The organism is Streptomyces taklimakanensis (genome assembly GCF_009709575.1).
Taxonomy (GTDB): Bacteria; Actinomycetota; Actinomycetes; order Streptomycetales; family Streptomycetaceae; genus Streptomyces; species Streptomyces taklimakanensis.
On record NZ_WIXO01000001.1, the window covers coordinates 531,443 to 558,027 of the forward strand.

General features: G+C 73.6%; 23 protein-coding genes, 3 pseudogenes and 1 riboswitch. Of the genes and pseudogenes, 15 read left to right on the plus strand and 11 right to left on the minus strand.

The genetic code is table 11. From position 1 onward, the window contains the following. Positions 1–135 precede the first annotated feature (135 nt). The 3 genes from F0L17_RS02275 (at position 136) to F0L17_RS02285 (ending at position 4,206) form a co-directional block, all read left to right on the plus strand. Positions 136–2,214, plus strand: a complete 2,079-nt coding sequence (locus F0L17_RS02275; protein ID WP_162466723.1) for a neutral/alkaline ceramidase — start codon at positions 136–138, stop codon at positions 2,212–2,214. A gap of 88 nt (positions 2,215–2,302) precedes the next feature. Beyond that, positions 2,303–3,295 (plus strand): AraC family transcriptional regulator, encoded by a 993-nt coding sequence (locus F0L17_RS02280; protein WP_238419235.1) that lies wholly within the window; start codon positions 2,303–2,305, stop codon positions 3,293–3,295. A 56-nt stretch (positions 3,296–3,351) separates the two neighbouring features. Next, positions 3,352–4,206 (plus strand): dioxygenase family protein, encoded by an 855-nt coding sequence (locus tag F0L17_RS02285; protein WP_162465681.1) that lies wholly within the window; start codon positions 3,352–3,354, stop codon positions 4,204–4,206. A gap of 6 nt (positions 4,207–4,212) precedes the next feature. Here the strand turns inward: F0L17_RS02285 and F0L17_RS26935 are convergent, their stop codons facing one another. Together F0L17_RS26935 and F0L17_RS02295 are read right to left on the minus strand one after the other, a co-directional pair. Next, positions 4,213–4,890 carry a hypothetical protein gene (locus F0L17_RS26935; protein WP_155069625.1) on the minus strand — a complete coding sequence of 226 codons (678 nt, stop codon included), beginning with the start codon at positions 4,888–4,890 and terminating at the stop codon, positions 4,213–4,215. A 63-nt stretch (positions 4,891–4,953) separates the two neighbouring features. Further along, the gene (locus F0L17_RS02295) at positions 4,954–6,351 is read right to left on the minus strand and encodes an MFS transporter (RefSeq protein WP_238419237.1); all 1,398 of its coding nucleotides are present in this window, start codon (positions 6,349–6,351) and stop codon (positions 4,954–4,956) included. A gap of 642 nt (positions 6,352–6,993) precedes the next feature. Between F0L17_RS02295 and F0L17_RS02300 the strand changes: the two genes are divergently transcribed. Beyond that, positions 6,994–7,221, plus strand: a complete 228-nt coding sequence (locus F0L17_RS02300) for a hypothetical protein (RefSeq protein ID WP_155069627.1) — start codon at positions 6,994–6,996, stop codon at positions 7,219–7,221. Between the two features lie 13 nt (positions 7,222–7,234). Here the strand turns inward: F0L17_RS02300 and F0L17_RS02305 are convergent, their stop codons facing one another. Then, positions 7,235–8,350: a LysR family transcriptional regulator gene (locus tag F0L17_RS02305; RefSeq protein ID WP_420802460.1), complete on the minus strand. Its 1,116-nt coding sequence runs from the start codon at positions 8,348–8,350 to the stop codon at positions 7,235–7,237. Positions 8,351–8,643: 293 nt separating this feature from the next. On the opposite strand from F0L17_RS02305, the gene snpA reads away from it, so the two are divergent. Further along, positions 8,644–9,297 carry a snapalysin gene (gene snpA, locus F0L17_RS02310; protein ID WP_155069629.1) on the plus strand — a complete coding sequence of 218 codons (654 nt, stop codon included), beginning with the start codon at positions 8,644–8,646 and terminating at the stop codon, positions 9,295–9,297. A 183-nt stretch (positions 9,298–9,480) separates the two neighbouring features. Here snpA and F0L17_RS02315 read toward each other — a convergent pair whose 3' ends face one another. The 4 genes from F0L17_RS02315 to F0L17_RS02330 form a co-directional block, all read right to left on the minus strand. Then, on the minus strand, positions 9,481–10,491 hold the full coding sequence (locus F0L17_RS02315) for a zinc-binding dehydrogenase (protein ID WP_162465682.1): 1,011 nt from the start codon (positions 10,489–10,491) through the stop codon (positions 9,481–9,483). A 212-nt stretch (positions 10,492–10,703) separates the two neighbouring features. Further along, positions 10,704–11,735 (minus strand): glutathione S-transferase family protein, encoded by a 1,032-nt coding sequence (locus F0L17_RS02320; protein ID WP_155069634.1) that lies wholly within the window; start codon positions 11,733–11,735, stop codon positions 10,704–10,706. Between the two features lie 77 nt (positions 11,736–11,812). Beyond that, positions 11,813–12,448 carry an FMN reductase gene (locus tag F0L17_RS02325; RefSeq protein ID WP_155069636.1) on the minus strand — a complete coding sequence of 212 codons (636 nt, stop codon included), beginning with the start codon at positions 12,446–12,448 and terminating at the stop codon, positions 11,813–11,815. A 61-nt stretch (positions 12,449–12,509) separates the two neighbouring features. After that, positions 12,510–13,652 (minus strand): CE1758 family FMN-dependent luciferase-like monooxygenase, encoded by a 1,143-nt coding sequence (locus tag F0L17_RS02330; protein ID WP_162466724.1) that lies wholly within the window; start codon positions 13,650–13,652, stop codon positions 12,510–12,512. A gap of 185 nt (positions 13,653–13,837) precedes the next feature. Between F0L17_RS02330 and F0L17_RS02335 the strand changes: the two genes are divergently transcribed. The 7 genes and pseudogenes from F0L17_RS02335 to F0L17_RS02360 all read left to right on the plus strand — a co-directional run bounded on the left by F0L17_RS02335 (position 13,838) and on the right by F0L17_RS02360 (position 19,179). Continuing rightward, positions 13,838–14,032 (plus strand): hypothetical protein, encoded by a 195-nt coding sequence (locus F0L17_RS02335; protein ID WP_155069640.1) that lies wholly within the window; start codon positions 13,838–13,840, stop codon positions 14,030–14,032. A 37-nt stretch (positions 14,033–14,069) separates the two neighbouring features. Then, a pseudogene (locus F0L17_RS28500) lies at positions 14,070–14,192 on the plus strand (transposase); the annotation flags it as partial. A gap of 19 nt (positions 14,193–14,211) precedes the next feature. Further along, a pseudogene (locus F0L17_RS26785) lies at positions 14,212–14,583 on the plus strand (transposase); the annotation flags it as partial. 65 nt (positions 14,584–14,648) lie between these two features. Further along, the gene (locus tag F0L17_RS02345; RefSeq protein ID WP_155069645.1) at positions 14,649–16,085 is read left to right on the plus strand and encodes an ABC transporter permease; all 1,437 of its coding nucleotides are present in this window, start codon (positions 14,649–14,651) and stop codon (positions 16,083–16,085) included. Between the two features lie 34 nt (positions 16,086–16,119). Next, positions 16,120–16,785: an ABC transporter ATP-binding protein gene (locus F0L17_RS02350; protein ID WP_155069647.1), complete on the plus strand. Its 666-nt coding sequence runs from the start codon at positions 16,120–16,122 to the stop codon at positions 16,783–16,785. 136 nt (positions 16,786–16,921) lie between these two features. Then, the gene (locus F0L17_RS02355; RefSeq protein WP_155069649.1) at positions 16,922–17,659 is read left to right on the plus strand and encodes a response regulator transcription factor; all 738 of its coding nucleotides are present in this window, start codon (positions 16,922–16,924) and stop codon (positions 17,657–17,659) included. Continuing rightward, positions 17,656–19,179: a sensor histidine kinase gene (locus F0L17_RS02360; protein WP_338017924.1), complete on the plus strand. Its 1,524-nt coding sequence runs from the start codon at positions 17,656–17,658 to the stop codon at positions 19,177–19,179. The genes F0L17_RS02355 and F0L17_RS02360 overlap by 4 nt, the downstream gene beginning before the upstream one ends. 109 nt (positions 19,180–19,288) lie before the next feature. On the opposite strand, the gene F0L17_RS27365 is transcribed toward F0L17_RS02360, so the two are convergent. Next, entirely contained in the window at positions 19,289–19,603 is a 315-nt protein-coding gene (locus tag F0L17_RS27365; RefSeq protein WP_162465684.1) for an SMR family transporter, read from the minus strand. A 51-nt stretch (positions 19,604–19,654) separates the two neighbouring features. Beyond that, positions 19,655–19,714, minus strand: a riboswitch (guanidine-III (ykkC-III) riboswitch). 157 nt (positions 19,715–19,871) lie between these two features. Between F0L17_RS27365 and F0L17_RS02370 the strand changes: the two genes are divergently transcribed. After that, positions 19,872–21,146, plus strand: a complete 1,275-nt coding sequence (locus F0L17_RS02370; RefSeq protein WP_155069651.1) for an endonuclease Q family protein — start codon at positions 19,872–19,874, stop codon at positions 21,144–21,146. A gap of 15 nt (positions 21,147–21,161) precedes the next feature. Here the strand turns inward: F0L17_RS02370 and F0L17_RS02375 are convergent. Next, a pseudogene (locus F0L17_RS02375) lies at positions 21,162–22,209 on the minus strand (S66 family peptidase). Positions 22,210–22,463: 254 nt separating this feature from the next. Between F0L17_RS02375 and F0L17_RS02380 the strand changes: the two are divergent. Further along, entirely contained in the window at positions 22,464–23,126 is a 663-nt protein-coding gene (locus tag F0L17_RS02380; protein ID WP_155069653.1) for a dienelactone hydrolase family protein, read from the plus strand. Positions 23,127–23,168: 42 nt separating this feature from the next. Continuing rightward, the gene (locus F0L17_RS02385) at positions 23,169–23,819 is read left to right on the plus strand and encodes a phosphoribosyltransferase (protein WP_155069655.1); all 651 of its coding nucleotides are present in this window, start codon (positions 23,169–23,171) and stop codon (positions 23,817–23,819) included. An 11-nt stretch (positions 23,820–23,830) separates the two neighbouring features. On the opposite strand, the gene F0L17_RS02390 is transcribed toward F0L17_RS02385, so the two are convergent. Then, complete coding sequence (locus tag F0L17_RS02390; RefSeq protein WP_155073047.1) at positions 23,831–25,078, minus strand: anhydro-N-acetylmuramic acid kinase; 1,248 nt, start codon at positions 25,076–25,078, stop codon at positions 23,831–23,833. A 36-nt stretch (positions 25,079–25,114) separates the two neighbouring features. Next, positions 25,115–26,485: an MFS transporter gene (locus F0L17_RS02395; RefSeq protein ID WP_155069658.1), complete on the minus strand. Its 1,371-nt coding sequence runs from the start codon at positions 26,483–26,485 to the stop codon at positions 25,115–25,117. Positions 26,486–26,585: the final 100 nt, after the last annotated feature.

A 26,585-nucleotide genomic window follows, 5' to 3' on the forward strand; every position in this document is an offset into this window, starting at 1 on the left:
GTAACCCCCACAACAGGACCGTGAGGAGCGCGCGTGGACGAGTCACGAGGCCCACGGCACGAACCGTCCGGTGACGCCCACGACGAGCGGGGCGGTACGCCCGCGGGAGCGGAGACCGCGGCCGCCGCGACCACCGTGAGCGCCGGCAGCAGCCGCCGGACCGTGCTGCGCGCCACGGCGGCGACCGCCGGACTCGGCCTGACCACCGGCCTTCCGCCGTCACCGGCGACCGCCCGCGCCGCCGCCCCGCCCCCCGCCCCGGAGCGGGGCGGCCACCTGGTGGGACGCGGGACGGCCGACGCCACCGGCGAGATCGCCGAGGTCGGCATGATGGGCTACGGACGCGCCGACCAGCAGGCCGAGGGGCTGCACACCCGGCTGCGGGCCCGCGCCTTCGTCATCGCCGACCGGGCCGACGACGGCACCGCCGGGCAGCGGGTGGCCCTGGTCGTGGTCGACTCCCCGATGATCTTCTCCAGCGTCCACCGCGAGGTGCTCGTCCGCCTGAACGAGCGGTACGGCGACCTCTACACCGCCCGGAACGTGATGATCACCGCCACCCACACCCACGCCGGGCCGGGCGGCTACTCCCACCACCTGCTCTACAACGTCACCACCCTCGGTTTCCACGCCAGGACCTTCGAGGCGGTCGTGCGCGGCATCGTCGAGGCCGTCGGACGGGCCCACGCCGACCTCTCCCCCGCCGACCTCTCCCTCTCCCACGGCGAGCTGCGCGGCGCCGGCGTCAACCGTTCGCGCGCCGCCTTCGACCGCAACCCCGCCGACATCCGGAACCACTTCCCCGACGCGATCGACCCCCTCACCACCCTGCTGCGGATCGAACGACAGGGGCGCCTGGTCGGAGCGGTCAACTGGTTCGCCACCCACTGCACCAGCATGTCCGGCGACAACCGGCTGATCAGCGCCGACAACAAGGGCTACGCCGCCTACCACTGGGAGCGCGAGGTGGCCGGTGTCGACTACCTCGCCGACGACGCCCCCGAGGTGGTCTGCGCCTTCGCCCAGACCAACGCCGGCGACATGTCCCCCAACCTGGACCTGGAACCTCCGACCACCCCGGAGGACTTCGCGGCCACCCGCGCGAACGGGCTGCGCCAGTACGAGGCCGCCGCCCGCCAACTGGAGCGTCCCGGCACCCGACTGTCCGAAGGGGTGGACTCCCGGCTGGTGTACGTGGACCTCTCCGACGTCACCGTGGAACCGGAGTTCACCGGCGACGGGCGCGCCCACCGAACCGCCAAGCCCGCGATCGGCGCCGCCATGGCGGCCGGCAGCCTGGAGGACGGCCCGGCCTTCCCCGGCTTCACCGAGGGCGAGAACCCCTTCTGGGACGCGATCTCCCACTCGGTGGTCTACACCGTCTCCCCCGAGTTGCGCGACGCCCACGCCCCCAAGGGCATCGCCGTGCCGATCGGGGAGATGAACCGCGTGTACCCCTGGGTGCAGGAGGTCGTCCCCCTCCAACTGCTGCGGATCGGAGGGCTGTACCTCATCGGCGTCCCCGGCGAGGTCACCATCGGAGCCGGACTGCGGCTGCGGCGCACCGTCGCCGGCATCGTGGACGCGCGGGTCGACGACGTCCTAGTGGCGGGCTACGCCAACGCCTACTTCCACTACGTCACCACACCCGAGGAGTACGACGCCCAGCACTACGAGGGCGGCAGTACGCTCTTCGGCCGCTGGCAACTGCCCGCGCTCCAGCAGACGGCGGCCCGTCTGGCGCGGGCCATGCGCGACGGGCGGGACCTGCCGACCGGGACCCCTCCGCCCGACCTCACCGGGAAGGCGCTCTCCCTCCAGCCGCCGATCGTGATGGACGCGCCGCAGGTGGGGCGGTCCTTCGGGGACGTGCTGACGCAGCCGCGCGAGAGCTACCGGGCCGGCGAACGCGTCACCGCCGTCTTCGCCGGTGCCCACCCCGGCAACGATCCGCACCGGGGCAGCACCTACCTGCGGGTGGAACGCTCCGAGGGCGGCGCCTGGCGCACCGTCGCCGACGACGGCGACTGGTCCACGACCCTGCGCTGGGAGCGCGACGGGATCGCCGCCTCGAAGGTGACCGTCACCTGGGACGTCCCCGCCGGAGCCGTCCCGGGCCGCTACCGCGTCCGTTACCACGGTGACGCCAAGGCGCTGTTGGGCGGCGTCCGCTCCTTCTCGGGAGCCACCCGGCCCTTCGCGGTCCTGGGCTGACCCCGTTCCCGAACCGGCCGCGCCGTGCCGCGCGGCCCTCCCGCGGGGCTCCCCGAGGGGGCACGGACGAGGACGCGAAGGAGTCGGCATGGCGACGGACGATCCGGTTCCGCTGCACCGGCTCCAGGTGCCCGCCCCCGACGTGCTGCCCTTCGCCATCGGCTCCTTCGACACCATCGGCCCGCTCTCCCGGGCGTCCTTCCCGCACCGGCACGTCTTCCACGAGGTCGTCTACGTCACCGGCGGCCGGGGCGCGCACGTGGTGGACACGGTGGCCTGGCCGCTGAGCCCGCCGAACCTGTGCCTGGTCTCCCCCGGACAGGTGCACCACTGGCGCGGGGCCTCCGGGCCGGACGGCTGGGTGGTGCTGTTCACCGAGGACTTCCTGCCGGACCGGCCGGAGGACCGCCGGACGCTGCGGGCGCTGCGCGAGTGGCCGTGGCGGTGTCCCGCGCCCGACGACGCGGTGCGGTTCTCGGCGCTGCTGCGCGAGATGGAGCGGGAGTACCGCCGTCGGGAGGAGGGGTTCGTCCCGGTGCTGCGGTCCTACCTCCGGGTGCTCCTGGTCCGTGCGGGTCGGCTGCCCCACGGCGCGCCCACCCCCGTCCGGGAACGGACGGGCCGCCGGGCGGCGGACGGCACCGGGGGAGACGGGACCGCGAGCGGGGCCGCGGGACGGGCCGGCGAGTTGGCGCGGGCCTTCGGCGAGTTGGCGGAGCGGTCCGGCGCCGGCGGGCTGTCGGTGCGCGCGTGCGCGGCACGGCTGGGGGTCTCGGTGGGCCATCTCGACGAGGTGGTCAAGCGCGCCACCGGACACACCCCCGGACAGGTGCTCCGGCGGGCGCGCGTGCTGGAGGCCAAGCGACTGTTGGTGGGCACCGACCTGACCGTCGGCCGGATCGCCCGGGAGACGGGGTTCTCCGACCCGGCGTACTTCTGCCGGTTCTTCCGCCGTGAGACCGGTGTCACCCCGGGCTCCTTCCGCGACCGGGCGCGCGCGGCGGAGCGGGACGGCCGGAGCGTACCGAATCACCACGATCCCCGAACCGAGTCCATCGCTCCTCCCCCGAAGGCACCGTAGGTTCACATCTGCCCACGAAAGGTCCAGACCTGGTGTCCGAGGTCGAGGAGAAGACCGTGACAGACGAGACCACCCCCCGCCCGAGCGCGCCCGGCGACGAACGGCGGGACCGTCCCGCCCTCAGCCGCAAGAACCTGCTGAAGGGCGCGCTGTTGGCCGCGCCCGTGCCCCTGCTGCTGGGCGGTGCCCCCGCCCTGGCCCGCACCCTGCGCCCCGCGGCGGAGCGCGGCGAACGGCTCGCACCGACCCCGTACTGCGACGACGGGGACGACCCGACGCCCCCGCAGATGGAGGGCCCGTACTTCAAGCCGAACTCGCCGCGCCGCACCTCGCTGGTGGAGCCGGGGACGCGGGGCACGCCCCTGACCGTCGGCGGATACGTCTTCGGCCGCTCCTGCGCTCCGCTCGCCAACGTGCTGCTGGACTTCTGGCAGGCGGACGAGAACGGGGCCTACGACAACGTCGGCCACCGGTTCCGCGGCCACCAGTACACCGACGCGCGGGGAGCCTTCGAACTCACCACGATCGTCCCCGGACTGTATCCGGGGCGCACCCGACACATCCACGTCAAGGCACAGGCACCGGGTCGGCCCGTGCTCACCACCCAGCTCTACTTCCCCGGCGAGCCCCGCAACGCCACGGACGCGATCTTCGACCCCGCGCTGCTGATGACCGTGCGGACGGTCGGTTCGGGGAAGGAGGCCGACTTCGACTTCGTCCTCGACGTGCCGGGAACCCCACCGCCCACCACGCCGCCTCCGGACCCCGGCGCCACCTGGCGCGCGGGCACCGACTACCGGCCCGGCGACCGGGTGGCGTACGGCGGCGCCCCCTACACCTGCCTCCAGGGCCACCGTTCCCAGGCCGGCTGGGAGCCGCCCAACGCCCCGGCCCTGTGGCGCCGCTCGTGAGGGGTGTCAGTCCGGCGCGACGGCCCCCGGGTCGCGGTGCGCCCCGAGGCATTCCAGCAGACCGGCACGGTGCAGATCGGCGATGGGCGCCATCAGGTCGGGGTGCCGCAGAAGGGGGGCGGCCTCCCGGTCGAGTCCGTCCGGAGCGGTCAGTCTGCGGAAGTCGACCGGCAGCCCCCGGGCGTGTTCGCTGCGCAGGGCGGCGGCGACCGCCTCGTCCACCAGCTCGGGCGAGGTCAGCAGGGCGGCCGCCCAACTGGCCAGCACCTCGTCCACCCAGGTGCGCCAGCCGCCGCCCGTCTCGCCCGGTTCGCGGGGCACGGGGATCCACGGCAGACCGGCGGGCGTCCCGTCGTCCCCGTCACGGCCGAAGCCCTCCGCCGCACGGCCGGCGGCGTCGGGACCGCCGGGACCTTCGGGACCTCCGAGGCCGCCGTCCGCCTCCGCGCTCTCGGGCGGTGCCGCGCCGGTGATCCGGTCCAGTCGCAGGGCGCCGCCCGGTCCGGCCATCGTGACCAGCGCGGCGTCCAGCAGCGTCGGATAGCGCAGCCACGCGGCGACCGTGACCGCCTGCCGGGCCTGCGCCTCGACCAGGGAGGCGCTGAGCACCCCGCCCGCGGTGGGGTAGGACCGGACCAACCATCGGGTGGTGGCGGCTATGACGGAGGAGAGATCGACAGACACACTGGCCCCGCAATCGGAAAGGGCGGATTCCGTTTTCGATGGTAACGGTGGCTCCGGCCCCGGTCAGAGGGCCGGAGCCGGAGCCGGGGCCGGGCTCGGAGTCCCGTCCTCGACGGGCCGCCGGGGAGCCGGCACCACGGCGGCGGGCACGGGCCGGGCGGGCACGGGCCCGCCGGGACCGTCGGGGACGGCCACACCGGTCCCCACGACGGGACCGGGCCACCGGTCGGGCGCGGTCCCGGCCGACACGGCGCGCCGGCCGTGGCAGAGCGCGCCCGCGCCGATCGTGCCCGCGATGACCAGGCCGCCCACGACCAGGGCACCGCGCGCCCCCACCGCCTCCATGAGCACACCGAGCAGCGGCGGCCCGACGAGCCCCCAACCGGTGCTCACGCTGCGCCACACCCCCAGCACCCGGCCGCGCAGGGCGGCGGGCGGGTCCGTCTGCAGCACGGTGGCGCCCGCGGTGTCGGAGACCGACTCCACCACCGCCATCGGCACCACCAGCACCAGCAGCACCAGCAGGGAGGGAGCGAGCCCGGCGACGACCTGGAGCAGCGCCCCGGCGGCGGCCAGGGCGGCCACCGTGCGGACCGACGGGTCGCGCAGGCGTCCGGCCACCACGGCTCCGACCATGCCGCCCACGGCCAGCACGACGGAGACGGTGCCGAAGTCCTCCGCTCCTCCGGCCAACGGGCCGGTGACCAGGACCGCCAGGGTCAGTCCGTAGTTCCGTCCGAAGACCGCGCTCACCCCGGTGACCACGGCCAGCGCCACCAACCGGGGCCGGCCCAGGAAGAACGCCGAACCCCCACGGGCGGACCCGCGCGGGGCGGCGGCCCCACGGCCGGGAGGGGAGCCGTCCGCCGTCCGTCCCGTCCGCGCCTCGGTCTTTGCCGGGGCGTCCTCGGGGCGGCGCGCCGGCTCCAGGAAGGGGACGACGGCGGCGACCGCGAGGAACGACAGGCCGTTGGCCACGTAGGCGGCGGCGATACCGAACCAGGCCACCGCCCCGCCCGCCAGGGCCGCGCCCGTCAACCGGCCGACGCTGTGCACCATCGACCCCAGGGCGATGGCGGACGGGACGTCCCGCGGCTCCACCAGGTCGTTGCCCAACAGGGCGCAGGCCGGACCGTCGACGGTGGCGATCAGACCGGTGAGGGCGGCCAACGCCATCAACACGCCCGTGCCCAGCAGGTCCAGCGCCACCAGGGCGGCCGTGACGAGGGCCACCAGGCCGAGCACGGCCTGGCTCACCGAAGCGGTGACCTTGCGGGGCCAGGAGTCGACGACCGCCCCGCCCGCGACCCCGAGCAGCAGTCCGGGCGCGGCCTGCACCGCCACCGAGAGGCCGGTCGTCGCGGCGGACCCCGTGATCTGGAGCACCAGCAGGTTCTGCACCGTGAGCTGCATCCAGGTGCCGGTGTTGGAGACGAGGTTGGCCGCGGACCACCAGCGCATGCTCGGGTGACGCAGACAACGCCACGGGGAGCGGCCCGCGTCCCGCCCCTTCCCCCGCCTCCCGGCCCCGGGGAGGCGGGCGCGCGCTCCGGAGCGGGTGGGAAGGGTGGGGGCGGCGGGCGCCGTCGGGGAGCCGGCGGCGGGCGGCGGATCGGACATCGGTGTGGTGGGCATGGCAGGGCCGAGTGGTTCGTGGGTCCCGTTGGCGGGAAGGACGGGCCGGGGCTCGGAAGGGCTCTCCGGCGACGGGCGACTCCGCGGCTCCGCGGGCCCGGCGGCGATCCATCCTCACAGAGGTCCGGGGGTACGGAGTGTCGTGCGGGCCCGCACCGGCTCCGCCGGCTTCCCAACTCCCCTCCCGCGCACGGGCCGTGGCCCGCGGGTGTCCTTGCTCACACCCCTTCCCGTCCTCCCCGCCCCCTCCACCCCGTCGCCGGGTCCCCCGCCCCTCCCCCGCCGCCGCCCGGCCGGGGGCGGCCCTCTCGTCACCCCGCCCCGCGCCGGGCTACGGTGATCCGTGACACGCCGCGGTCGGTGGTGCCGACCACGCCGCGAGCGACCGGACGGGCGGGGCACGGCGGGAGGGGAGTCGACGGTGAACCGCGACACACACGGGGTCGAGGCCTTACCGGAGGGCGACGCATGACACCCCCGTACTCGGGCGTGCCCGCCTCCGACATCGCCGTGATGCACTGCGACCAGTGCGGCTGGGCGGTCCGGGAGGGGCCGCGGGGCGGCTACGTGTGCACCCAGTGCTTCCACACCGTCGAACCCCCACCGGACTTCGACCGCTCCGGACCCGACGCCTCCCGTGCCGCCGATGTCGCGCCTCCCGACGACCCCGCCGACCCCGGCGAACCCGCCGGCTGAGGTCGGCCCCGGCTCACCGGGGCGGGGGCGTGCCCGGTACGGCGGCGGCCCGCTGGGCCGGACGCCGGGGCCGGTGCGGGACGACCCGTGGGGCGCGGGAACGCTCCGGCGTCCCGGTGGGCCCCTCCTCCACCCCGCCGACCCCGTCCTCCCCGCCGATCCCGTCCACCGACGGCGCGACGTGGGACGGCGGCAGTGGGCTGCCGTGGCCCAACAGCCACCGACGGTAGACGGGGCTGGCCCAGGCGGTCTCCGCGTAGGAGTCCAGGAGGTCGGCGTAGAGCCCGTCGATCTCCGCCGCGGCCCGGCCGTCGGAGCGGCACAGCAGGGACAGGCGCACCGCCAGGGGGTCGCCGAGCAACGGACGGATGACCATTCCCTGACGCTGCTGCGATATCGGCTGGCACACGCTGACCGCCTCGCCGCCGGCGATCAGCGTCGCGGCGGTGGTGTTGTCCGGCACGTGGACCATGCGCGGCTCCACTCCGGCGACCTCCAGGGCCCGACGCGTGGCGGCCCACTCGTCGTCCGCCGTGAGATCGACGAGCCACCGGTCGCCGGCGAGGTCCGCGATGTCGACCACCGGATCGGCGGCCCGGGGGTGATCCTCGGGCAGGGCGATGAACTGCGGTTCCCGGTCGACGAGCACATGCTGCTCGACGCCGGCCGGCAGGCGCAGCCAGAAGCCCTCCGGCTCGTGGACGAAGGCCGCGTCCAGCCGCCCGTCCGCGACGGTCTGGAGCAGCGCGTCGGAGGAGACGTCGATGTGGAGGGTGGTGTCGGTGTCGGGGAACCGGACGCGGAGTCTGCGGAGCCATCCGGCGACGGCCCGACTGGCGGTGCTGCCGATCCTCAGCCGCGCCTCCCCGTCGAGGGCCGCCGCGCTCCTGGCCTCCCTCACCAGGGACGCCATGTCCGCGACAATCGGACGCGCGCGGCGGAGCACCGTGCGCCCCAGGGGCGTCGGACGGCTGCCGGTGCGCTCACGGGTGAACAGTCGACCGCCGATGGCGTTCTCGATCCGGCGGAGCTGCGTGGTCAGGGAGGGCTGGCTCATGCCCAGGCTCAGCGCCGCCTTGCGGACGCTGCCGGTGTCGGCGATGGCGCACAGCACGCGCAGATGCCTCACGTCGAGCTCCACACAGGGAGGATAACGACGCCCCAACAGACCGCACCAGCCTGCCGAACGCCACAGTAACGACGGCTCTTTCCACCGGCGGCACGGAGTGCCGGAACAATGGCGATCGGATCGGGGCATCGGGGGTGATACTCCGGGGCTATCGCCAGTTGGCATCATCCCGACGGCGCCGATGTCCAACAGAATTCTGGGCGTTCGCGGTTCTTCCGCAGGGCCCGCCCCCCCTCGGCACGACCGTCCGGGCTCGCGGACGAGCACGAGTAGAGGAGAAGGAGACCCCCCACATGAAGTCCTCCAGACTGGCGCTCTCGCTCACCTTCGGCCTTGGCATGGCCATGAGCATCACCGCCGTCCCCGCCGCCGCGGCCCCCGCCCCCGCCGACCGACTCCCCGCCTCCATCGCCGCCTACGCCGGCTCCGCCGAGGACAAGGCCAACACCAGGGCCTTCTTCGAGGCCGTGATGGAGTCCGCGCTCGCCAAGCAGAAGACCGCCGGCGCACAGGCCGTCACGGTCGTCTACGACGCCAGCCGGGCACCCTCCTTCGCGACCGAGATAGCCCGCAGCGCCCAGATCTGGAACTCCTCCGTCAGCAACGTGCGGCTGGTCTCGGGCAGCAACGCCGACTTCCGCTACTACGAGGGCAACGACTCGCGCGGCTCCTACGCCAGCACCGACGGCCGCGGCAACGGCTACATCTTCCTGGACTACCGGCAGAACCAGATCTACAACTCCACTCGGGTCACCTCGCACGAGACCGGCCACGTGCTCGGCCTGCCGGACCACTACTCCGGCCCGTGCAGCGAGCTGATGTCCGGCGGCGGTCCCGGCCCGTCCTGCACCAACGCCTACCCCAACGCCTCCGAGCGCAGCCGGGTCGACCGGATCTGGGCCTACGGTCTGAGCGCCTTCCAGAAGGAGGCCGTGGCCACCCGCTGATCCACCCGGCGGCCCCGACGACCGCGCGGCGGCCCGCTCGCCCGGGCCGCCGCCCTTCCCCGCCGGTCCGGCACCGTCCCCCACCGGTGCCGGACCGGCACCCCGCGCCACCGGCGCCGGGCAGGAGAGCCCCGGCCCTGCTCGGCGCCGGACGTCAGCCCCGACTCCGCCCCCGACGCGGCGTCAGGGCTTGAGCAGCAACCGGACCGGGTTCCCCTCCTTGTTCGACAGCCGGTCCACCGCCTGCCGCGCCTCCGTCAGCGGCAACACGCCGCTGACCGACCGCGAGAGGTCCAACCGGTGCCGGCGCGTCAACTCCACCAGTTGCTCCACGTGTTCGTCCGCCGAGCCGTAGTGGCCCAGTACCTGCTGCTGGAGATAGCTGAAGGTCGTGCCGTCACTGACCGTCAGCGGCTTGTCGGTGAGGCCGACCAGCACCAGCCTGCCGCCCCGGCCCAGACACCGCACCGCCTGTTCCCGCACCGCCGGAACCCCGGCGAAGTCGAACGCGACGGCCGGTCCCGCGCCACCGGTCTCGTCCCGCATCCGGGCGGCCAACTCGGGATCGTCCGGGGAGAGGGCGAGATCGGCGCCGAAGGCCAGGGCCCGTTCGCGCGCCTCGGCGACGGGGTCGACCGCGATGACGGGCGCGGCTCCGACCAGGCGGAGCAGCTGCACGGCGTGCGCGCCCAGACCGCCGACCCCCCAGACACCGACCGGCCGCGCGGGTTCGACACGGGCGGTGGCGGTGATGGCGGCCCACGGAGTGGAGACCGCGTCCGGAATGATCGCGGCCTGTTCGAACGGCAGGTCGTCCGGAATCTCCACCAGCGTCGACTCCGTGGCCACCGCGTACTCCGCCCAGCCGCCGTCGTAGTCCACGCCGCGGGTCCACACCACCCCGTCGCGCTCCTCACCGGCCTGGAGCAGGACGCGCTGCCCCGGCCGCCACCGGGTCACGCCCCGCCCCGGCTCGGCGACGACGCCCGCGGTCTCGTGGCCGAGGGTGACGGCGTCACCGGACAGGTGGAGCGGGGTGAGGGTGCCGTCGATCAGGTGCACGTCCGACAGGCAGACCCCTGCGGCTTCGACCTTGACCAGCACTTCCCCCGGCCCGGGACGTGGGGTGGGCACCTCCTCCACCGAGAAGGAGCGGGTCCTCACGTCGAGTCGTCCGGCGAGCACGGTCATCACCTGGCTTCCGCGTCGGTGCTGCGGTCTTCCTCTTCCCGCCCGGGGTACCCCCTCGGCGCGGAACGAACGCGGGCGCGGAACGACAAAAGCGCGTCGGGACGGCGCGACGTGACGTGCGAGGCGGGACGCGCGAGGCGGTTCCCGGGCCCGTGAGACCGGGCGGGACCGGCCCGCCCGGCTCGGAGCCGGCTCGGAGCCGGCTCGGAGCCGGCTCAGACCGCGTCGGCCGTGGCCCGGCCCCGTGGCGGGATCTCCTCGGCGGCGGGCGGCGGGCCCGGAGGGGTCCCGTCACCGAAGGGGCGCCCGCCCAGCTCCTCGCGGTGGTGGGGGGTCAGCCAGCCGGACAGGTCCGGGCCGAGCGGCACGATCTGCGTCGGGTTGATGTCGGTGTGGACCTGGTAGTAGTGGCGCTTGATGTGGTCGAAGTCGACGGTGTCGCCGAAACCGGGGGTCTGGAACAGGTCGCGGGCGTAGGCCCACAGCACCGGGTCCTCGCTGAGCTTGTTGCGGTTGCACTTGAAGTGCCCGTGGTAGACCGCGTCGAAGCGCACCAGCGTGGTGAACAGCCGTATGTCGGCCTCGGTGATGGTGTCCCCGACGAGGTAGCGGCGGCGGGCCAGGCGCTGCGAGAGTCGGTCCCAGCACGCGAACAGGTCCCGGTAGGCACGCTCGTAGGCCTGCCGGCTCTTGGCGAACCCGGCCTGGTAGACGCCGTTGTTGAGGTTGCGGTAGACGTCCTCCATCACCTCGTCGATCTCGTCGCGCAGCGGCTCGGGGTAGAGGTCCGGCGCGCCGTCGCGGTGCAGGGCGGTCCACTCGGTGGCCAGATCCAGCGTGATCTGCGGGTAGTCGTTGCTGACCAGCTTCCCGCTGGGGACGTCGACGAGCGCCGGGACACTGATCCCGCCGTCGTAGTCGGGGTGGCGGGCGGCGTACGCCTCGCCGAGGAAGGCGATGCCCAACACCGGGTCCCTGCCGTCCGGGTCGAGGGTGAAGCGCCAACTCCGCTCGTCCTGCAGCGGGTCCGCGACGGCCACGGAGATCGCGTCCTCCAGCCCCGTCAGCCGCCGTACGACCAGAGCGCGGCTCGCCCAGGGGCAGGCCCGGCTGACCACCAGCCGGTACCGCCCCGCCTCGACCGGCCAGCCGTCCCGGCCGTCCGCGGTGACACGGTCCGTGAAACGGCTCGGGGACCGCTGGTACTCGGCGGTGCTGCTGCCGGGGTTGCCGACGGTGGTGGTCATGCGGACGTCTCCTCCGGATTCGGGGCGGGAAGGGCATGCCTACCCACTCCACGCCCCGGCATCCCGGCCGGCCGGAATCAGTCGAGCCCCAGGGAGGCCAACTGCTCGGCGAAGGGCGTGACGGCCTCACCGCGCTCCGCGGAGCCGGCCGGGCGCGGCGGCCGCGCGGCGACCGCATCCGCCAGTTCCTCCCCCGCCCGCCGGATCCGCGCGGACAGTTCGTCGGACTCCCCGTCCCCGCCACCGCCCCAGTCCTCGGAGGCCGCGTAGACGCCGGTGGGCACCACCGGGGCCCCCAGATAGGCGAAGAGCGGGCGCATGGCGTGGTCGAGGACGAGGGAGTGGCGCGGGGTGCCTCCGGTGGCGGCGACGAGGACGGGCGTCCCGCGCAGCGCGTCCTTGTCGACCACGTCGAAGAACGACTTGAACAGACCGCTGTAGGAGGCGGTGAAGACCGGGGTGACGGCCACCAGGCCGTCCGCCTCGGCGACCGCCTCGACCACCTCGCGCAGGGCGGGGGCGGGGAAGCCGGTGACCAGGTTGTTGGCGATGTCACCGGCCAGGTCGCGCAGCTCGACCACCCGCGTCTCGACCGGCCGCTCACCCTCCGCGAGCGACCGTCGGGCGGCCTCGGCCAGCCGGTCGGCCAGCAGACGCGTGGTGGAGGGGCGTCCGAGTCCTGCCGAGACGGCCACGAGCCGGATGGGCTTCATCTTCTCTCCTGTGGGTGGTGCGGTGGTGCGGTGGTGCGGGACGGACGGCGGGGGCGGACCCTCAGGCCGTGGTGCCGGACGGCCCGTGCGGACCGGAGCCCGCCACGGAGCCGGTGGACCCGGCCGCCTCGGCGTCCCGGCGCGCGACCAGGGACGCGTGCGTCGGGGCGTCCGGCACACCGGCCGGCCGGCGCGCGGCGAACTCCTCGCGCAGCACCGGCACGACCTCCTCGCCGAGCATGTCGATCTGCTCCAGGACGGTCTTCAGCGGCAACCCGGCGTGGTCCATCAGGAAGAGCTGGCGCTGGTAGTCGCCGACGTAATCCCGGAAGGTGAGGGTCCGCTCGATGACCTCCTGGGGGCTGCCCACCGTGAGCGGGGTCTGCTCGGTGAACTCCTCCAGCGACGGTCCGTGGCCGTAGACGGGCGCGTTGTCGAAGTACGGACGGAACTCGCGGACCGCGTCCTGGGAGTTGCGGCGCATGAACACCTGTCCGCCGAGACCGACGATCGCCTGCTCGGGGGTGCCGTGTCCGTAGTGGGCGAAGCGCTCCCGGTACAGGGCGACCATGCGCTGGGTGTGTTCCTTGGGCCAGAAGATGTTGTTGTGGAAGAAGCCGTCACCGTAGTAGGCGGCCTGCTCGGCGATCTCCGGGCTGCGGATGGAACCGTGCCAGACGAACGGGGGGACGCCGTCGAGCGGGCGGGGGGTGGAGGTGAAGCCCTGCAGCGGGGTGCGGAAGCGCCCCTCCCAGTCCACCACGTCCTGGCGCCACAGCTTGTGCAGCAGCGCGTAGTTCTCGATGGCGAGCGGGATGCCCTGGCGGATGTCCTGGCCGAACCACGGGTAGACCGGCCCGGTGTTGCCCCGGCCCATCATCACGTCCACGCGCCCGTCGGCCAGGTGCTGGAGCATCGCGAAGTCCTCCGCGATCTTCACCGGGTCGTTGGTGGTGATCAGCGTGGTGGAGGTGGACAGGACGATCCGCTCGGTGCGGGCGGCGATCCACCCCAGCATGGTGGTGGGGGACGACGGGACGAAGGGAGGGTTGTGGTGCTCCCCGGTCGCGAAGACGTCGAGGCCGACCTCCTCCGCCTTGAGGGCGATGGCGACCATCGCCTTGATGCGCTCGTGCTCGGTGGGCGCACGCCCCGTGGTGGGGTCCGTGGTGACGTCGCCCACGGTGAAGATTCCGAACTGCACTGCGCTCACACCCCAGATGGTTGATTGTTCAATCATACCGCCGAACACCGATCGGCGTACCCCTATTCCCACCCTCCCCCACGTGTCGGGGCACGGACGCATGAATGCCGCCACCCCGGGAACCGCGTACCCCGAACAAGCCCGCGCAGGGCCCACACCACGCAGGAGAACAGGGGGCGACGCCCATGTTCGGACGCCACCGCAAGAAGGAGCGCACCGACAGGGACGAACGGCTGAGGCGGATCGCCAGGGAACACGTCCGCCACCTGTCGGCGGAGACCGCCGCGGGACGGACCGACCCCGCCGCGAACGGGCGACCCCACCGGAAGACGCCACCCGAGGAGGGAACCCCCGACACGGCCGGCGGCACGGGCCGCTAGGCGGTTTCGCTTGGATCAGTCGGTCGTTGGTCCGGGTGTGCCGCTGACTGATACGCAGTGGGCGCGGATCGAGCCGTTGCTTCCGGACCGGACACCGAAGCGGGGTGGCCGGTGGCGGGATCATCGTGAGGTAATCGACGCGATCGCCTACAGGTTCCAGACTGGTACCCAGCCGCCGTGGACGCCCCCGCACCAGGCCGGACGTGGTCCTGGCCGACAAGGCGTACTCCTCGCGCGAGATCCGCATCCACCTGAGCAGACGCGGTATCCGCGCGGTGATCCCGGAACGGGCCGATCAACGGGCCAACCGGATGCGGCGCGGAAGAGCCGGTGGCAGACCGCCTGCCTTCGACCGGGAGGCGCACAAGCAGCGCAACACCGTCGAACGGTGCATCAACCGCCTCAAGCAGTGGCGTGGCATCGCCACCCGTTACGAGAAGACCGCGACCATTTACCTGGCCGGACTCCACATCGCGGGTGTTTTCCTCTGGTCCGCCGATGATCCACAGGGCCCCCTCACCGCCGGCCAAGAGCGGTATCCGTCCCGGTGAGACTCTCGGCGTTCTCTCACACAACGCTCACGGTGCTGCCAGGCGGCCCGCCTAGCGTGCGGCGCATGTTCTTCACCTATCTGCGCCGCGAACTGCGCCGTCGGAGAAAGTCGGCGCTGGTCGTCGCCTCCGGGCTGGCTCTCGGTATCGCTCTGGTCATCGTGGTCAACGCTGTCTCGACTGGTATGGGGAAAGCCCAGGACCAGGTCCTGGAATCCCTCTACGGGCTCGGTACCGACATGACCGTCACCAAGGCTCCGGAGCCGCCGTCGGAGGACGGCGAGGAGCGGCCCCGGTTCCGTTTCGACGCGCGCGACGACGGGGAGGACGGCGAGCGGCAGAGCAGCGACCGGGTCATGGTGCGGGGCTTTCAGACCTTGGACGCCGCCACCGTCTCCGCCGTGACGAAGGCCGATGGTGTGGCGGACGCCGTGGGCGGGCTCAGCCTCAACGTGATGAAGGTCGACGGCGAGTTCAGCCGCGGCCAGTTCGAAGGGCGGCCGGGTGGCGGCGCGGGCGGTGAGGTGACGGGCGGCGGCGCCGACTTCTCCGTGGACAGCTTCACCGTGTACGGCACGGACGTCGCACATCCGGAGATGGGTCCGCTGTCCTCCTCGGAGATCACCGACGGACGCGGCTTCGAGGCGTCCGAGACGTCGGCGAAGGTGGCCGTGGTGGACAGCGCCTACGCGAAGGAGAAGAAGCTCGGGACCGGTGACACGGTCACGGTGAGCGGCACGGAGTTCGAGATCGTCGGCGTGGCCACGGCGACCAGTGGGGACGCCGCTGCCAACGTCTACCTGCCGCTCGCCCAGGCGCAGACCCTGGCCGACGCCAAGGACAAGATCACCACCGTCTACGTTCAGGCCGACGACGCGCAGCAGCTCGGTGCGGTGGAGGCCGCGGTGCTCAAGGCGGTTCCGGACGCCACCGTGACCACGTCCGAGGACCTGGCGGACACCGTCTCGGGGTCCTTGTCCACCGCATCCGGCCTCGCCGAGACGGTCGGCCGCTGGCTGTCCGTGGTGGTCCTGGCCGCGGCGTTTCTGGTCGCCGGCCTGCTCACCTCGTCCGCGGTCGCCCGGCGCGTGCGGGAGTTCGGCACCCTCAAGGCACTGGGCTGGCGCTCGCGCCGGGTCACCGGGCAGGTCGTCGGCGAGGCTGTCGTGACGGGTCTGGTCGGTGGTGCGCTGGGCATCGGGCTGGGCCTGGCCGGTGCGTGGGCGGTCACCGCGTTCGGGCCCTCGCTCTCCGCGGAACTGGGTGCTTCCGGCGGCGGCATGCGCGGCCCCGGTGGCGGTGGCGGCATGGGCGGCCCCGGTGGCGCCGCACGTGAAACCGCCGCGCGGACGCTGGATGTGGTGCTCACCGCGCCGGTCAGCCTCTCCGTGATCATCCTGGCCGTCGGCCTCGCCGCCGCGGGTGGCCTCGTCGCCGGTGGCTTCGGCGGGTGGCGTGCCTCCCGGCTCCGCCCCGCCGACGCCCTCTCCCGCGTCGCCTGACCGGCCCTTGTCTCTCTCCTCAGGAGCAATCACCATGTACGAACTCACCGGCGTCACCCGGCGCTACACCCGCGGCAAGGGCGTCGTCGACGCGCTCGCCGGAGTGGACCTCACCATCGCCGCAGGCGACTACCTGGTCATCAAGGGCCCCACCGGCGGTGGCAAGTCGACCCTCCTGCAGATGCTCGGCGGCCTGGACCGGCCGACCTCCGGCAGTGTGCTGCTCGACGGTGTCGACCTGGCGAAGCTGCCCGAGGCCCGTCTGACCCGCCTGCGCAGCGAGAAGATCGGCTTCGTCTTCCAGAGCTTCAACCTCATCCCGACTCTCACTGCCCAGGAGAACGTCGAAACGGCCCTCGTGCCGCTGGGCGTCAAGCCGAAGGAGCGACGCGAACTGGCCGCCGAGGCTCTCGCCTCGCTCGGGCTGGGAGAGCGGCTGGGCCACGTGCCCAGCGAACTGTCCGGCGGCCAGCAGCAGCGAGTGGCCATCGCCCGGGCACTGGTCAAGAAGCCACAGGTCCTGCTCGCGGACGAACCGACGGGCAACCTCGACGAGTCCACCCGCGACGAGATCATGGACGTCCTGCAGACCCGCTGCAAGGAGGACGGACTCACCTTCATCATGGTCACGCACGACTCCCACCTGGCCAGGCACGCCCCCCGGGCCATCACGCTCCGCAAGGGCAAGCTGTCGTCCTGACACAACACCGCTGCGCATCCGTACCGGGCCCGGCGCGTCCCACACGCCAACGACGCGCCGGCCCCGGTGCGGGGACAGCCTCCACGACGGGCCGGCGAGTGCCGGGCCTGGCGAGAGAACGGAACGTAGTGCCGACATGACCGAGCGGACCGAAGAGAAGCGGCAGCACCGGCTTCTCGTCGTCGAGGACGAGCCCAGCATCCGCACGCTGCTCGAATCGACGCTGAGCCTCACCGGCTATCGGGTGAAGAGCACCGACACGGGAGCTGCCGCGCTGGCCGAGGCCACGCGCCTGCAGCCCGACCTGATCCTGCTGGACATCATGCTGCCCGACCTCGACGGCTACGAGGTGACCCGCCGGCTGCGCGCGGCCGGCAACCTCGTGCCCGTTCTGCTGCTCACCGCACGCACCGGCGTGGACGACCGCATCAAAGGGCTGAGCCGGGGTGCCGACGACTACGTCACCAAGCCCTTCAACATCGAGGAAGTACTGCTCCGCATCCAGGCCATCCTGCGAAGGACGCTCGGCCCCGACGCCCTGCTGCCGGACACCATCGTGCGCTACGCCGACCTCGAGCTCGACGAGACGGCACACGAGGTGCACCGGGCCGGCCAGTACGTACAGCTCTCACCGACCGAGTTCAAGCTGCTGTCCTACCTCCTGGACAACGCCGGCCGAGTGGTGAGCAGAGCCCAGATCCTCGACCATGTGTGGCAGTACGACTTCGCGGGCGACACCCGCGTGGTCGAGACCTACATCAAGTACCTGCGGAAGAAGATCGACCGCTTCGACCCGCCCCTCATCCACACCGTCCGCGGCGTGGGCTACAGCCTGCGGCTGCCGCGCGCGAGCAACGGGGCGGCGGACCGGTGACCGGCCTCCGCGCGCCCGGCTCACTGCGTCGGCGTCTCGTCCTCGGGGTCACCGTGCCGGCCACCCTGGCCGTGCTCGCCGCCGAACTGATCGGCTTCGTCGTCCTGCGGTCCTGGCTCCTCGACAGCGTCGACCAGCGGCTCGCCGACTTCCGGCCCCTGCCCGCCTCCGCCTCCCTCGACATGCGCCGTCCCGGCCAACCGGACCCCAGGGCACTGCCCTCGGACTTCCGCGTCTACTTCTATGATGCCCGCGGCAACCTCCTCCCCCAGAAACTCGGCTCGGACGACAAGCCCGGCCCCCAGCTCCCCGACGACATCGACCGTCTGCCGACGGAGGGCAGCCCGACCTCGGTGGCGGCCGACACCGGCGACGGGAACTGGCGCGTCCTGCGCCGGGACGGACCACGCGATCTGACCGTCATCGTCGCGCTGCCGCTCGACACCGTGGACGGGGCGACATCGACGATCCTCTGGCTGGACGGCCTGCTACTCATCGTCACCGTCGTGGCCCTGTGGGTGCTGGGACGTCAAGTGGTCCGGCTGAGCCTGCTGCCGCTCACCCGGATGGAGCGCACCGCCGAGGCCATCGGCGCCGGGCACCTCGACCGGCGGCTGCCGGACACCGACCCGCAGACCGAGATCGGCCGGCTCGGCGTCGTACTGAACACCATGCTCGACCGACTGCAGCAGGCCCTGCGGGAGCGCGAGACCTCGGAGATGCGGCTGCGCCGCTTCGTCGCCGACGCCGGACACGAACTGCGTACCCCGCTGACCGCCATCCAGGGATTCGCCCAGCTCGCACTGCGCTCCGACCGCCGCACCGCACGGGAACGGCAGGAAGCCGACCGACACATCGCCCAAAACGCCGAACGGATGAGCCTTCTCGTCGACGACCTCCAACTGCTCGCCGGACTCGACCAGCAGCCCGCGTACCAGCAGGAACACGTGGACCTGCTGTCACTGGCAGCGGACGCAGTGAGCGCGGCAGCCCTGCAGCGACCAGGCCACCCCGTGAGCCTGTCCCCCCTGCGCGACCGCCCCGCCACCGACGCCGAGGCGGGGGAAGGGGAAGCCGAACTGGACGTGGTGGAAGTCGTGGGAGATCCCCACCGTCTCCGGCAGATCGTCGAGAACCTGCTGTCGAACGCCCGCACCCACACCCCACCCGGCACCCGTGTCCAGGTCCGCGTGGGGGCAGGCCGGGCCAGTGTCCGTATCGGCGGCACCGACGCGCCGGGACGCGTCAGCACGGCGCCGCCCTTCCCGGCCGGAACCCGAGTCGCCGTCATCGAAGTCGAAGACGACGGCCCGGGACTGACGGCCGCCGACGCGGAACGCGTGTTCGAGCGGTTCTACCGGGCGGACCCCGCCCGCACCCGGGCGCGAGGCGGCTCCGGACTGGGCCTGGCCATCGCGACAGCCATCGCCGAGGGCCACGGCGGCCGACTCGAACTCGACCCGGGCCAAGACCGCGGCGTCACCTTTCGCCTCGTCCTGCCACTTCCCCCGGCGAGCTGATCGCGCGGCCCGAGCAATGCGACCGACCGGCCACGCGGGGGCGCCGACCGGCCCGGCACCGTCACGCCGGACCGGGCGGGCTCCCGCGCTCCCGCACCGTCCCTCCGGCTCACTCCAGGACCTTCAGCCCCACCACACCGGCCACGATCAGCACCAGACAGACCACGCGCCCGACCGACACCGGGTCGTCGAGCGCGACCATGCCGTACAGCGCCGTGCCCACGGCGCCGATGCCCACCCACACCGCGTATCCCGTGCCGATGGGAATACCGCGCAGGGCATAGGCGAGGCCGCCCATGCTCAGGGTGAGGGCCGCCAGGAACAACAGGCTGGGCCGGAGGCGGCTGAAGCCCTCCGAGGCGGAGAGCGCCGCGGCCCACACCGCCTCCAGCACTCCGGACAGGACCAACACGACCCAGGACACGGCACGACCTCCTGCGGACGGCGGTGCGCGACCGCCTGCGACTGCTGATGATCCGCGTCGTCTTGTCCTACCGGGTACGACGCGCTCGTCCGGGGCGCGAGGCGCCGTCGCCAACGTAGCACCGGACGTCACACGTCCACCTCCTCCCCCACTCCCCCACTCCTCGGCCTCGCCGCCCCGGACGACCGGCGGACCGGCGGACCGGCGGACCGACGGCTCCGAACCCTCGCGGCCCATGCCCCGGCCGCTTCGGGGCACGCGTGCGTGCATGCGCTTCTACACCGACCTGCACGTCCACTCCCGGTACAGCAGGGCCTGCAGCCGCGACAGCGACCTGACGCACCTGGCCCGGTGGGCGCGGCGCAAGGGGATCACCGTGCTGGGCACCGGCGACTTCACCCACCCCGAGTGGTCACGCGTCCTGCGCGAGTCGCTGGTGCCCGCCGAGCCGGGGCTGTTCCGGCTCCGCGACGACCTCGACCACGAGGTGCTGGAGGAGTTGCCGCCCTCCTGCCGCGGCCCCCTGCGCTTCCTGCTCCAGGTGGAGGTCTCCACCAACTACCGGCGCGGCGACCGGGGTCGCAGGATCCACCACCTGTGCTACGCGTCCGACTTCGAGGAGGCCGAGCGGCTCACCCGGGCCCTGTCCCCGTACGGCGACCTCGCCTCGGACGGGCGCCCCGCCCTGGCGATGGACGCCCGCGACCTGTTGGAGGCCGTCCTGGCCGCCGGGGAGGGCGCCTACCTGGTCCCGGCGCACGCCTGGACCCCCTGGTTCGGGATCCTGGGCTCCAAGTCCGGCTTCGACGACGTGGACGAGTGCTTCGGCGACCTGGCCGGCCATGTCTTCGCGCTGGAGACGGGCCTGTCCTCCGTACCGGAGATGAACTGGCGGGTGCCGTCCCTGGACCGCTTTCGGCTGGTCAGCCACTCCGACGCGCACTCGCCGCCCATCCTGGGGCGCAACGCCACCGTGTTCGACACCGACCTCGACCACTTCGCGCTCCGGCGCGCCCTGGAGACGGGCGAGGGGTACGTGGGCACCGTGGACCTCTACCCGGAGGCCGGCAAGTACCACCTCGACGGGCACCGGGGCTGCGGCGTGCGGCTGGAGCCCGCCGAGACCCGGGCGCTCGACGGACGGTGCCCGGTGTGCGGCCGGCGGCTGACGGTCGGCGTGCTGCACCGGGTCGACGCGCTGGCCGACCGTCCGGAGGGGCGACGCCCGGCCACCGCCGGCGAGGCGATGAAGATCGTCCCGCTGCCGGAACTCGCGAGCGAGATCCTGGGGGTGGGTCCGAAGAGCAAGACGGTGGGACGCTGGGTCGACGCTCTGACCGCCGCGCTGGGCCCCGAACTGCCCCTGCTGTTGGAGGTTCCCACCGAGGAGGTCCGCGCGGCCGGGGAGCCGGAGGCGGCCGAGGCGATCGAGCGGCTGCGCGCCCACCGGGTGCGGCGCGTTCCGGGCTACGACGGGACGTTCGGCACGATCTCGGTGTTCGATCCGGACGAGCCTGCTCCGGCGCCGGGCCGGAGCGGGTGACGGCCCTTTGGGTCCTCAGTAGGTGACGGTGACGCGCCGCCGCACCCCCGTCGACGCGGACCAGTCCACCGTAGGGGATCACCACCTGCGGATCGGTGTGACCGAGGTCGACGTCGAAGACGACCGTCGTCTCGGGCGCGTACGCCCGGAGCGCGCGCAGCACCGCCCCACGCTGCTCCCGCGCGTAGCGCTCCCCCTCCTCGGGGGTGGTGCGGCGGTCGAGGGACCAGGTCTTGGGGCGTCCCATCAGCAGGGCGGGGAAGCGCCGCAGCAGTCCGCGCTCGCCCATGTTCCGCAGGATGCGGAAGACCTCCTCGGCGCGCGGCATCTCCTCGGAGGTCTCCAGGAAGAGCACACAGCCGTCGTACGCGGACTCGTCCGGCTGCACCTCGCGGTCCGCCATCAGCAGCCAGGAGAGGATCTCCAGGTTGCCGCCCCAGGTGCGGCCCTCCACGACCTTCTCGGGCCCGTGCCAACTCCAGCCGCGGCCCGGTCGGGTCTCGGGCTCGGTGGCGAGGCCGTTCGGGTCCGCCCAGTCGCGGTCGACGTCCCGGAAGCGCTCGGCCGGACGCAGTCGCCAGGGACCGGAGGTGAACAACGCGGCCCGCAGCGACTCGGCGGTGAGCGGGTGCATCGCCCCGGGGCGGCCCAGTTCGACCATCACGCTCGCCCCGTGGTAGCCGACGATCCCGGTGTTCCACAGGTACGCCAGGAGGTTGGTGTTGTCGCTCGTGCCGAAGAACGGCTTGGGATTGGCTCGGATCAGCTCCCGGTCCAGCAGCGGCAGCACGGTGATCTGGTCGTCGCCCCCGACGCTGGCCATCACGGCCTTGACCGTGGGGTCGGCGAAGGCCGCGTGGACGTCCTCCGCCCGCCGGCGCGGGTCGGCCCCCATCGTGCGCGTGGTGGGGTACTCCACCGGCACCAGGCCGAAGTCCTCCTCCAGGCGGGAGAGTCCGAGCTCGTACGGGAAGGGGAACACTCCCGGCAAGCCGGCGGAAGGAGAGAGGACGGCGATCCGGTCGCCCGGACGCGGCTTCGGTGGGTAGGAGATCGTCGGCATGCCCGCAGTCTGGAGTTCACAGGCCCGGGTGTCATTCGTTTTTCCGGACCGCGTCACCGCGCGAGGGCGCGGATCGACGGAACCGGCGGCCCCTTGTTCCGGGGCGGGTGAGGCACAGCGGGCGACGAGGGGGGCCGGGGGCGTTCCGCGAAGCCCCCGACGCTCCGCCTCCCTCCGCACCTCACGGGCGCGCATGGCGCCGCCGTCGGCGGGTACCCCGCCGAGCACGGACGTCCAGTGCGCGGGAGGTGCCCATGCTCCCCGAGACAGCCCACATCCCCACCGGCCCCGGGGCCCTTCTCACCGGTGACCTGGAGATGCCCGAGGGGGCGCGCGGCGTGGTGGCGTTCGCCCACGGCAGCGGCAGTTCACGGCACAGTCCGCGCAACCGGGCGGTGGCCGGCGTCCTGCGGGACGCGGGCCTGGGCACGCTGCTGTTCGACCTGCTCACCGAGGCCGAGGAGCGGACGGACGCGGCCACCGCCGAGCACCGCTTCGACATCCCGCTGCTCGCACGGCGTCTGGTGGCGGCCGTCGACTGGCTCGCCGCCCGGCCCGACACGACCGGACTGCCGATCGGTCTGTTCGGCGCCAGCACCGGGGCCGCCGCCGCCCTGGTGGCCGCCGCGGAGCGTCCGGAGACGGTGCGGGCCGTGGTCTCCCGGGGCGGCAGGCCGGACCTGGCGGGCGGCGCGCTGGACCGGGTCGAGACCCCCGTCCTGCTGATCGTCGGCGGCGAGGACCGCGAGGTGCTGCGGTTGAACGAGCGGGCGGCCGCCCGGACGGCCGCGCCGTGCACGGTGCACGTGGTGCCCGGCGCCACCCATCTGTTCGAGGAACCGGGGGCCCTGGACCAGGTCGCCGCGGTGGCGCGCGACTGGTTCGTCCGCACCGCCCGGCGGGCGGCACCCCGGTGACGGACCGGGGCGCCGCCCGCCGGAGGCCCGGAAGGAGAGACCATGCGCTTCCACGACCGCAGGCAGGCGGGCCGGCTGCTCGCCGAGCCGCTGCGTGACCTCCAAAACGCCGGGGAGTTGGAGAACCCCCTGGTCCTGGCGCTGCCCAGGGGCGGGGTGCCGGTGGGCGACGAGATCGCCCACGCGCTGCGCGCGCCGTTGGACGTGCTGGTGGCCCGCAAGATCGGCGCCCCGTTCAACCCGGAGTTGGGGGTCGGCGCCGTCGCGGGTCAGGGGCCGCCGCTCTTCGACCCGCGGTCCCTGACCCTGCTGGGCCTGACCCCCGAGGAACTCGCCCCGCGGGTCGAGCGGGAACGGGCGGAACTGCGCCGCCGCGAGGACCTGTACCGGAGCGGCCGGCCCACCCCGGAGGTCGCTGGACGGACGGTGGTGGTCGTCGACGACGGGCTCGCCACCGGGGTCACCGCCCGTGCCGCGCTGCGCGCCGTCCGCGAGGGGGGACCGGCCCGTCTGGTGCTGGCCGTCCCCGTCTCCTCGCCGCAGGCCGCGGACGCGCTGGAGCCGGAGGTGGACCGGCTGGTGTGCCTGTCGCGACCGCCGGACTTCCAGGGCGTCGGGCAGTGGTACGAGGACTTCACCCAGGTGGGGGACGAGGAGGTCGTCGCCGTGCTGCGGACCTCGGCCACCGCGTGAGGCGAGCCCCGTCAGCGCGGCTCCCGGGTACGCGTCCGGGACCTCCGTGAAGGTCCCGTTCCGGCCACGCGGAGGCGGTCGGGGGCCGTCACCGCACCGGCACCGGCGTCGCCGCCCGTCGCCCGGACGGGCGGCACCGGTCGCAGCGGCTCCCGACCGGGCGTGATCGACCCCAGCACGACGGAGCGGCGCGCACCGGTGCAGGACGGGACGGTGCCGGGCAGCCCGTGGACGGTCAGGAAGCCCAGCAGCGCGAAGGCGTACGCCTCCTTGGCGTCCGACGGCAGCCCCAGTTCGTCCGAGACGCGCACCGGCACCCCGCCCAGGGCCCGGCCGAGCGCGGCCATCAGGGTGGGGTTGCGGGTGCCGCCACCCGAGGCGATCACCTCGGTGCCGCCCTCGGCCCGCACCGCGTCGGCGACCGTACGCGCCGTCAACTCGGTGAGTGTGGCCAGGAGGTCCTCGGCCGACAGCCGGCCGAACCCCTCCGACGCCGCCCGCAGATAGGCGGCGTCGAACAGTTCCCGACCGGTGGTCCGGGGCGGGGGCAGGGCGTAGTACGGCTCGGCCAGCAGCCGCTCCAGCAGCGGCCCGTGGACGGTGCCCGCGGCGGCCAGCGCGCCATCGGTGTCGCGGTCCGCGCGGCCGCCGGTCAACTCCCGCACGGCGGTGTCGAGCAGGACGTTGGCGGGCCCGGTGTCGTACGCCGACGGCTCGCGTCCCTCGGCCACCGCCGTGATGTTGGCGATCCCGCCCAGGTTGAGGGCGACGGGCGCTCCGGGACGGTCGCGCAGCCACATCACGTCCAACGCGCTCACCAGCGGCGCCCCCTGGCCTCCGGCCGCGACGTCGCGGGGGCGCAGGTCGGAGACGACGGTGCGGCCGGTGCGCTCGGCGATCCAGGCGGGCTGCCCCAGTTGGAGGGTGCCCAGGACGCGGCCGCCCTCGGTCCAGTGGTACAGGGTGTGGCCGTGGGAGACGACCAGGTCGGCCCGCCCCTCGCACAGTTGCCGGTCGGCGCGTTCGGCCGCCGCCGCGAGGGCCTGCCCGAGGAGGGTGTCGAGCCGGCAGACGTCGGCCATGCTGGTGGACGCGGGGGGCAGCGCGGCCGACAACTCGCGGCGCAGCCCCTCGGGAAAGGGGTGGTCGAGGGCGCCGAGCGGGGTGAGGACGACGGTGTCGCCCTCGATCGCCAGGTCGGCGGCCGCCGCGTCGATCGCGTCGCAGGACGTGCCCGACATCAGTCCGATCACCCTCATGTCGCGGGTCTCCCTCATGGTCTCGTCTCCCGAAGTTCAGTCGCGCAGCGCCCGTCGGTGGTCGTCGCTCCGCAGGGTGAGCAGCGCCGGCAGCCCGGCGGCGCAGACCACCACCACGTACCAGGCCGGGACGTCGAGGTCGCCGGTCCGCTTGATCAGTTCGGTGACGACGAGGCCGGCCGATCCCGAGAAGACGGCGTTGGACAACGAGTAGGCCAGCCCGAGACCGGTGTAGCGGACCGTGGTGGGGAACATCTCCGCGAGCATCGCGGGCCCCGGACCGGCCAGCAGCCCCACCGCGGCGCCGGCGGCGAACACCGCCGCCGACTTGACCGCCGTGGAGGAGGCCGGGTCCTGGAGCAGGTTCAGCAGGGGGAAGGCGAGGACGACCAGCAGCACCGTCCCGGCGCACATCACCGCCCGACGTCCGATCCGGTCGCTGAGCGCTCCGGCGGGCAGGATGGCCGACGCGAAGCCCGCGTTGGCCACCACCGTGGCGACCAGCGCCTCCCGGAACGAGGCGCCCAGACCGGTCTGGAGGTAGGAGGGCATCACGACCAGGAAGGTGTACCCGGCGGCCGACCAGCCCATCAGCCGGCCCACCCCCAGGACGATCGCCCGGAGGGTCTCGGCCGTGGACGGCCGCCGCCACGCGGTGGCGGCGGCCGTCCGGTCGGCGCGGCCCCGTGGCGCCCCGGTCTGCGCCCCACCGGGCGCCCGGCCCGTGGAGCGGCGGAAGGACGGGGTCTCCTCCAGCCTCAACCGCAGCCACAGGGCGGCCGCCCCGAGCGGGACCGCCAGCAGGAACGGCAGTCGCCAGCCCCAGTCGTGGAGGGCGTCCTCGCTCAACACCGTGGCCGCCAGCGCGGCCAGTCCGGCCCCCGCCAACAGGCCGAGGGCCACCGTGAACGACTGCCACGCCCCGTACAGTCCGCGCCGCCCGGGGGGCGCGGACTCCGTCATCACCGACACCGCGCCACCGAACTCGCCGCCCGCCGACAGTCCCTGCACGACGCGGACGAGGGTCAGCAACCAGGGCGCGGCGGCGCCCACCGTGTCGTAGGTGGGGAGCAGTCCGATGGTCGCGGTGGCCGCGGTCATCAGCAGGACCACCAGGATCAGCGTGGGGCGACGACCGACGCGGTCGCCCACCCGCCCGAAGAGGGCGGCGCCGACCGGGCGGAAGAAGAAGGCCAGGGCGAAGGAGGCGTAGGTCTTCACCAGGGCCTCGATGTCGCTCGCGCCCTCGGGGGCGAAGAACCGGGCGGCGATGATCGTGGCGAAGTAACCGTAGACACCGAACTCGTACCACTCGATGAAGTTGCCGACCGATCCCGCCACCAGCGCGCGCCGTGACGCGCGGGGCGCACCGTCGCCCCCGGTGTGGACCTCCGCGGTTGCCGTCATCCTCCGCCCTTCCCGGTCGTGCGGGATCCGTCGGGTCCCGCTGCGCGGTCAGGCCCAGTCATGCCCCGTCCGGGACGGATGAATGTCCGGGACCCGGATT

Bases quoted from the DNA above. Each gene is read 5' to 3' on its own strand.
- F0L17_RS02335 (WP_155069640.1), top strand. From the start codon at position 13,838: ATGTTCGGACGCCACCGCAAGAAGGAGCGCACCGACAGGGACGAACGG.
- F0L17_RS02395 (WP_155069658.1), bottom strand. From the start codon at position 26,485: ATGACGGCAACCGCGGAGGTCCACACCGGGGGCGACGGTGCGCCCCGC.
- F0L17_RS02350 (WP_155069647.1), top strand. From the start codon at position 16,120: ATGTACGAACTCACCGGCGTCACCCGGCGCTACACCCGCGGCAAGGGC.
- F0L17_RS02390 (WP_155073047.1), bottom strand. From the start codon at position 25,078: ATGAGGGTGATCGGACTGATGTCGGGCACGTCCTGCGACGCGATCGAC.
- F0L17_RS02345 (WP_155069645.1), top strand. From the start codon at position 14,649: ATGTTCTTCACCTATCTGCGCCGCGAACTGCGCCGTCGGAGAAAGTCG.
- F0L17_RS02380 (WP_155069653.1), top strand. From the start codon at position 22,464: ATGCTCCCCGAGACAGCCCACATCCCCACCGGCCCCGGGGCCCTTCTC.
- snpA (WP_155069629.1), top strand. From the start codon at position 8,644: ATGAAGTCCTCCAGACTGGCGCTCTCGCTCACCTTCGGCCTTGGCATG.
- F0L17_RS02385 (WP_155069655.1), top strand. From the start codon at position 23,169: ATGCGCTTCCACGACCGCAGGCAGGCGGGCCGGCTGCTCGCCGAGCCG.
- F0L17_RS02320 (WP_155069634.1), bottom strand. From the start codon at position 11,735: ATGACCACCACCGTCGGCAACCCCGGCAGCAGCACCGCCGAGTACCAG.
- F0L17_RS02280 (WP_238419235.1), top strand. From the start codon at position 2,303: ATGGCGACGGACGATCCGGTTCCGCTGCACCGGCTCCAGGTGCCCGCC.
- F0L17_RS02370 (WP_155069651.1), top strand. From the start codon at position 19,872: ATGCGCTTCTACACCGACCTGCACGTCCACTCCCGGTACAGCAGGGCC.
- F0L17_RS02300 (WP_155069627.1), top strand. From the start codon at position 6,994: ATGACACCCCCGTACTCGGGCGTGCCCGCCTCCGACATCGCCGTGATG.
- F0L17_RS02355 (WP_155069649.1), top strand. From the start codon at position 16,922: ATGACCGAGCGGACCGAAGAGAAGCGGCAGCACCGGCTTCTCGTCGTC.
- F0L17_RS02295 (WP_238419237.1), bottom strand. From the start codon at position 6,351: ATGCGCTGGTGGTCCGCGGCCAACCTCGTCTCCAACACCGGCACCTGG.
- F0L17_RS02325 (WP_155069636.1), bottom strand. From the start codon at position 12,448: ATGAAGCCCATCCGGCTCGTGGCCGTCTCGGCAGGACTCGGACGCCCC.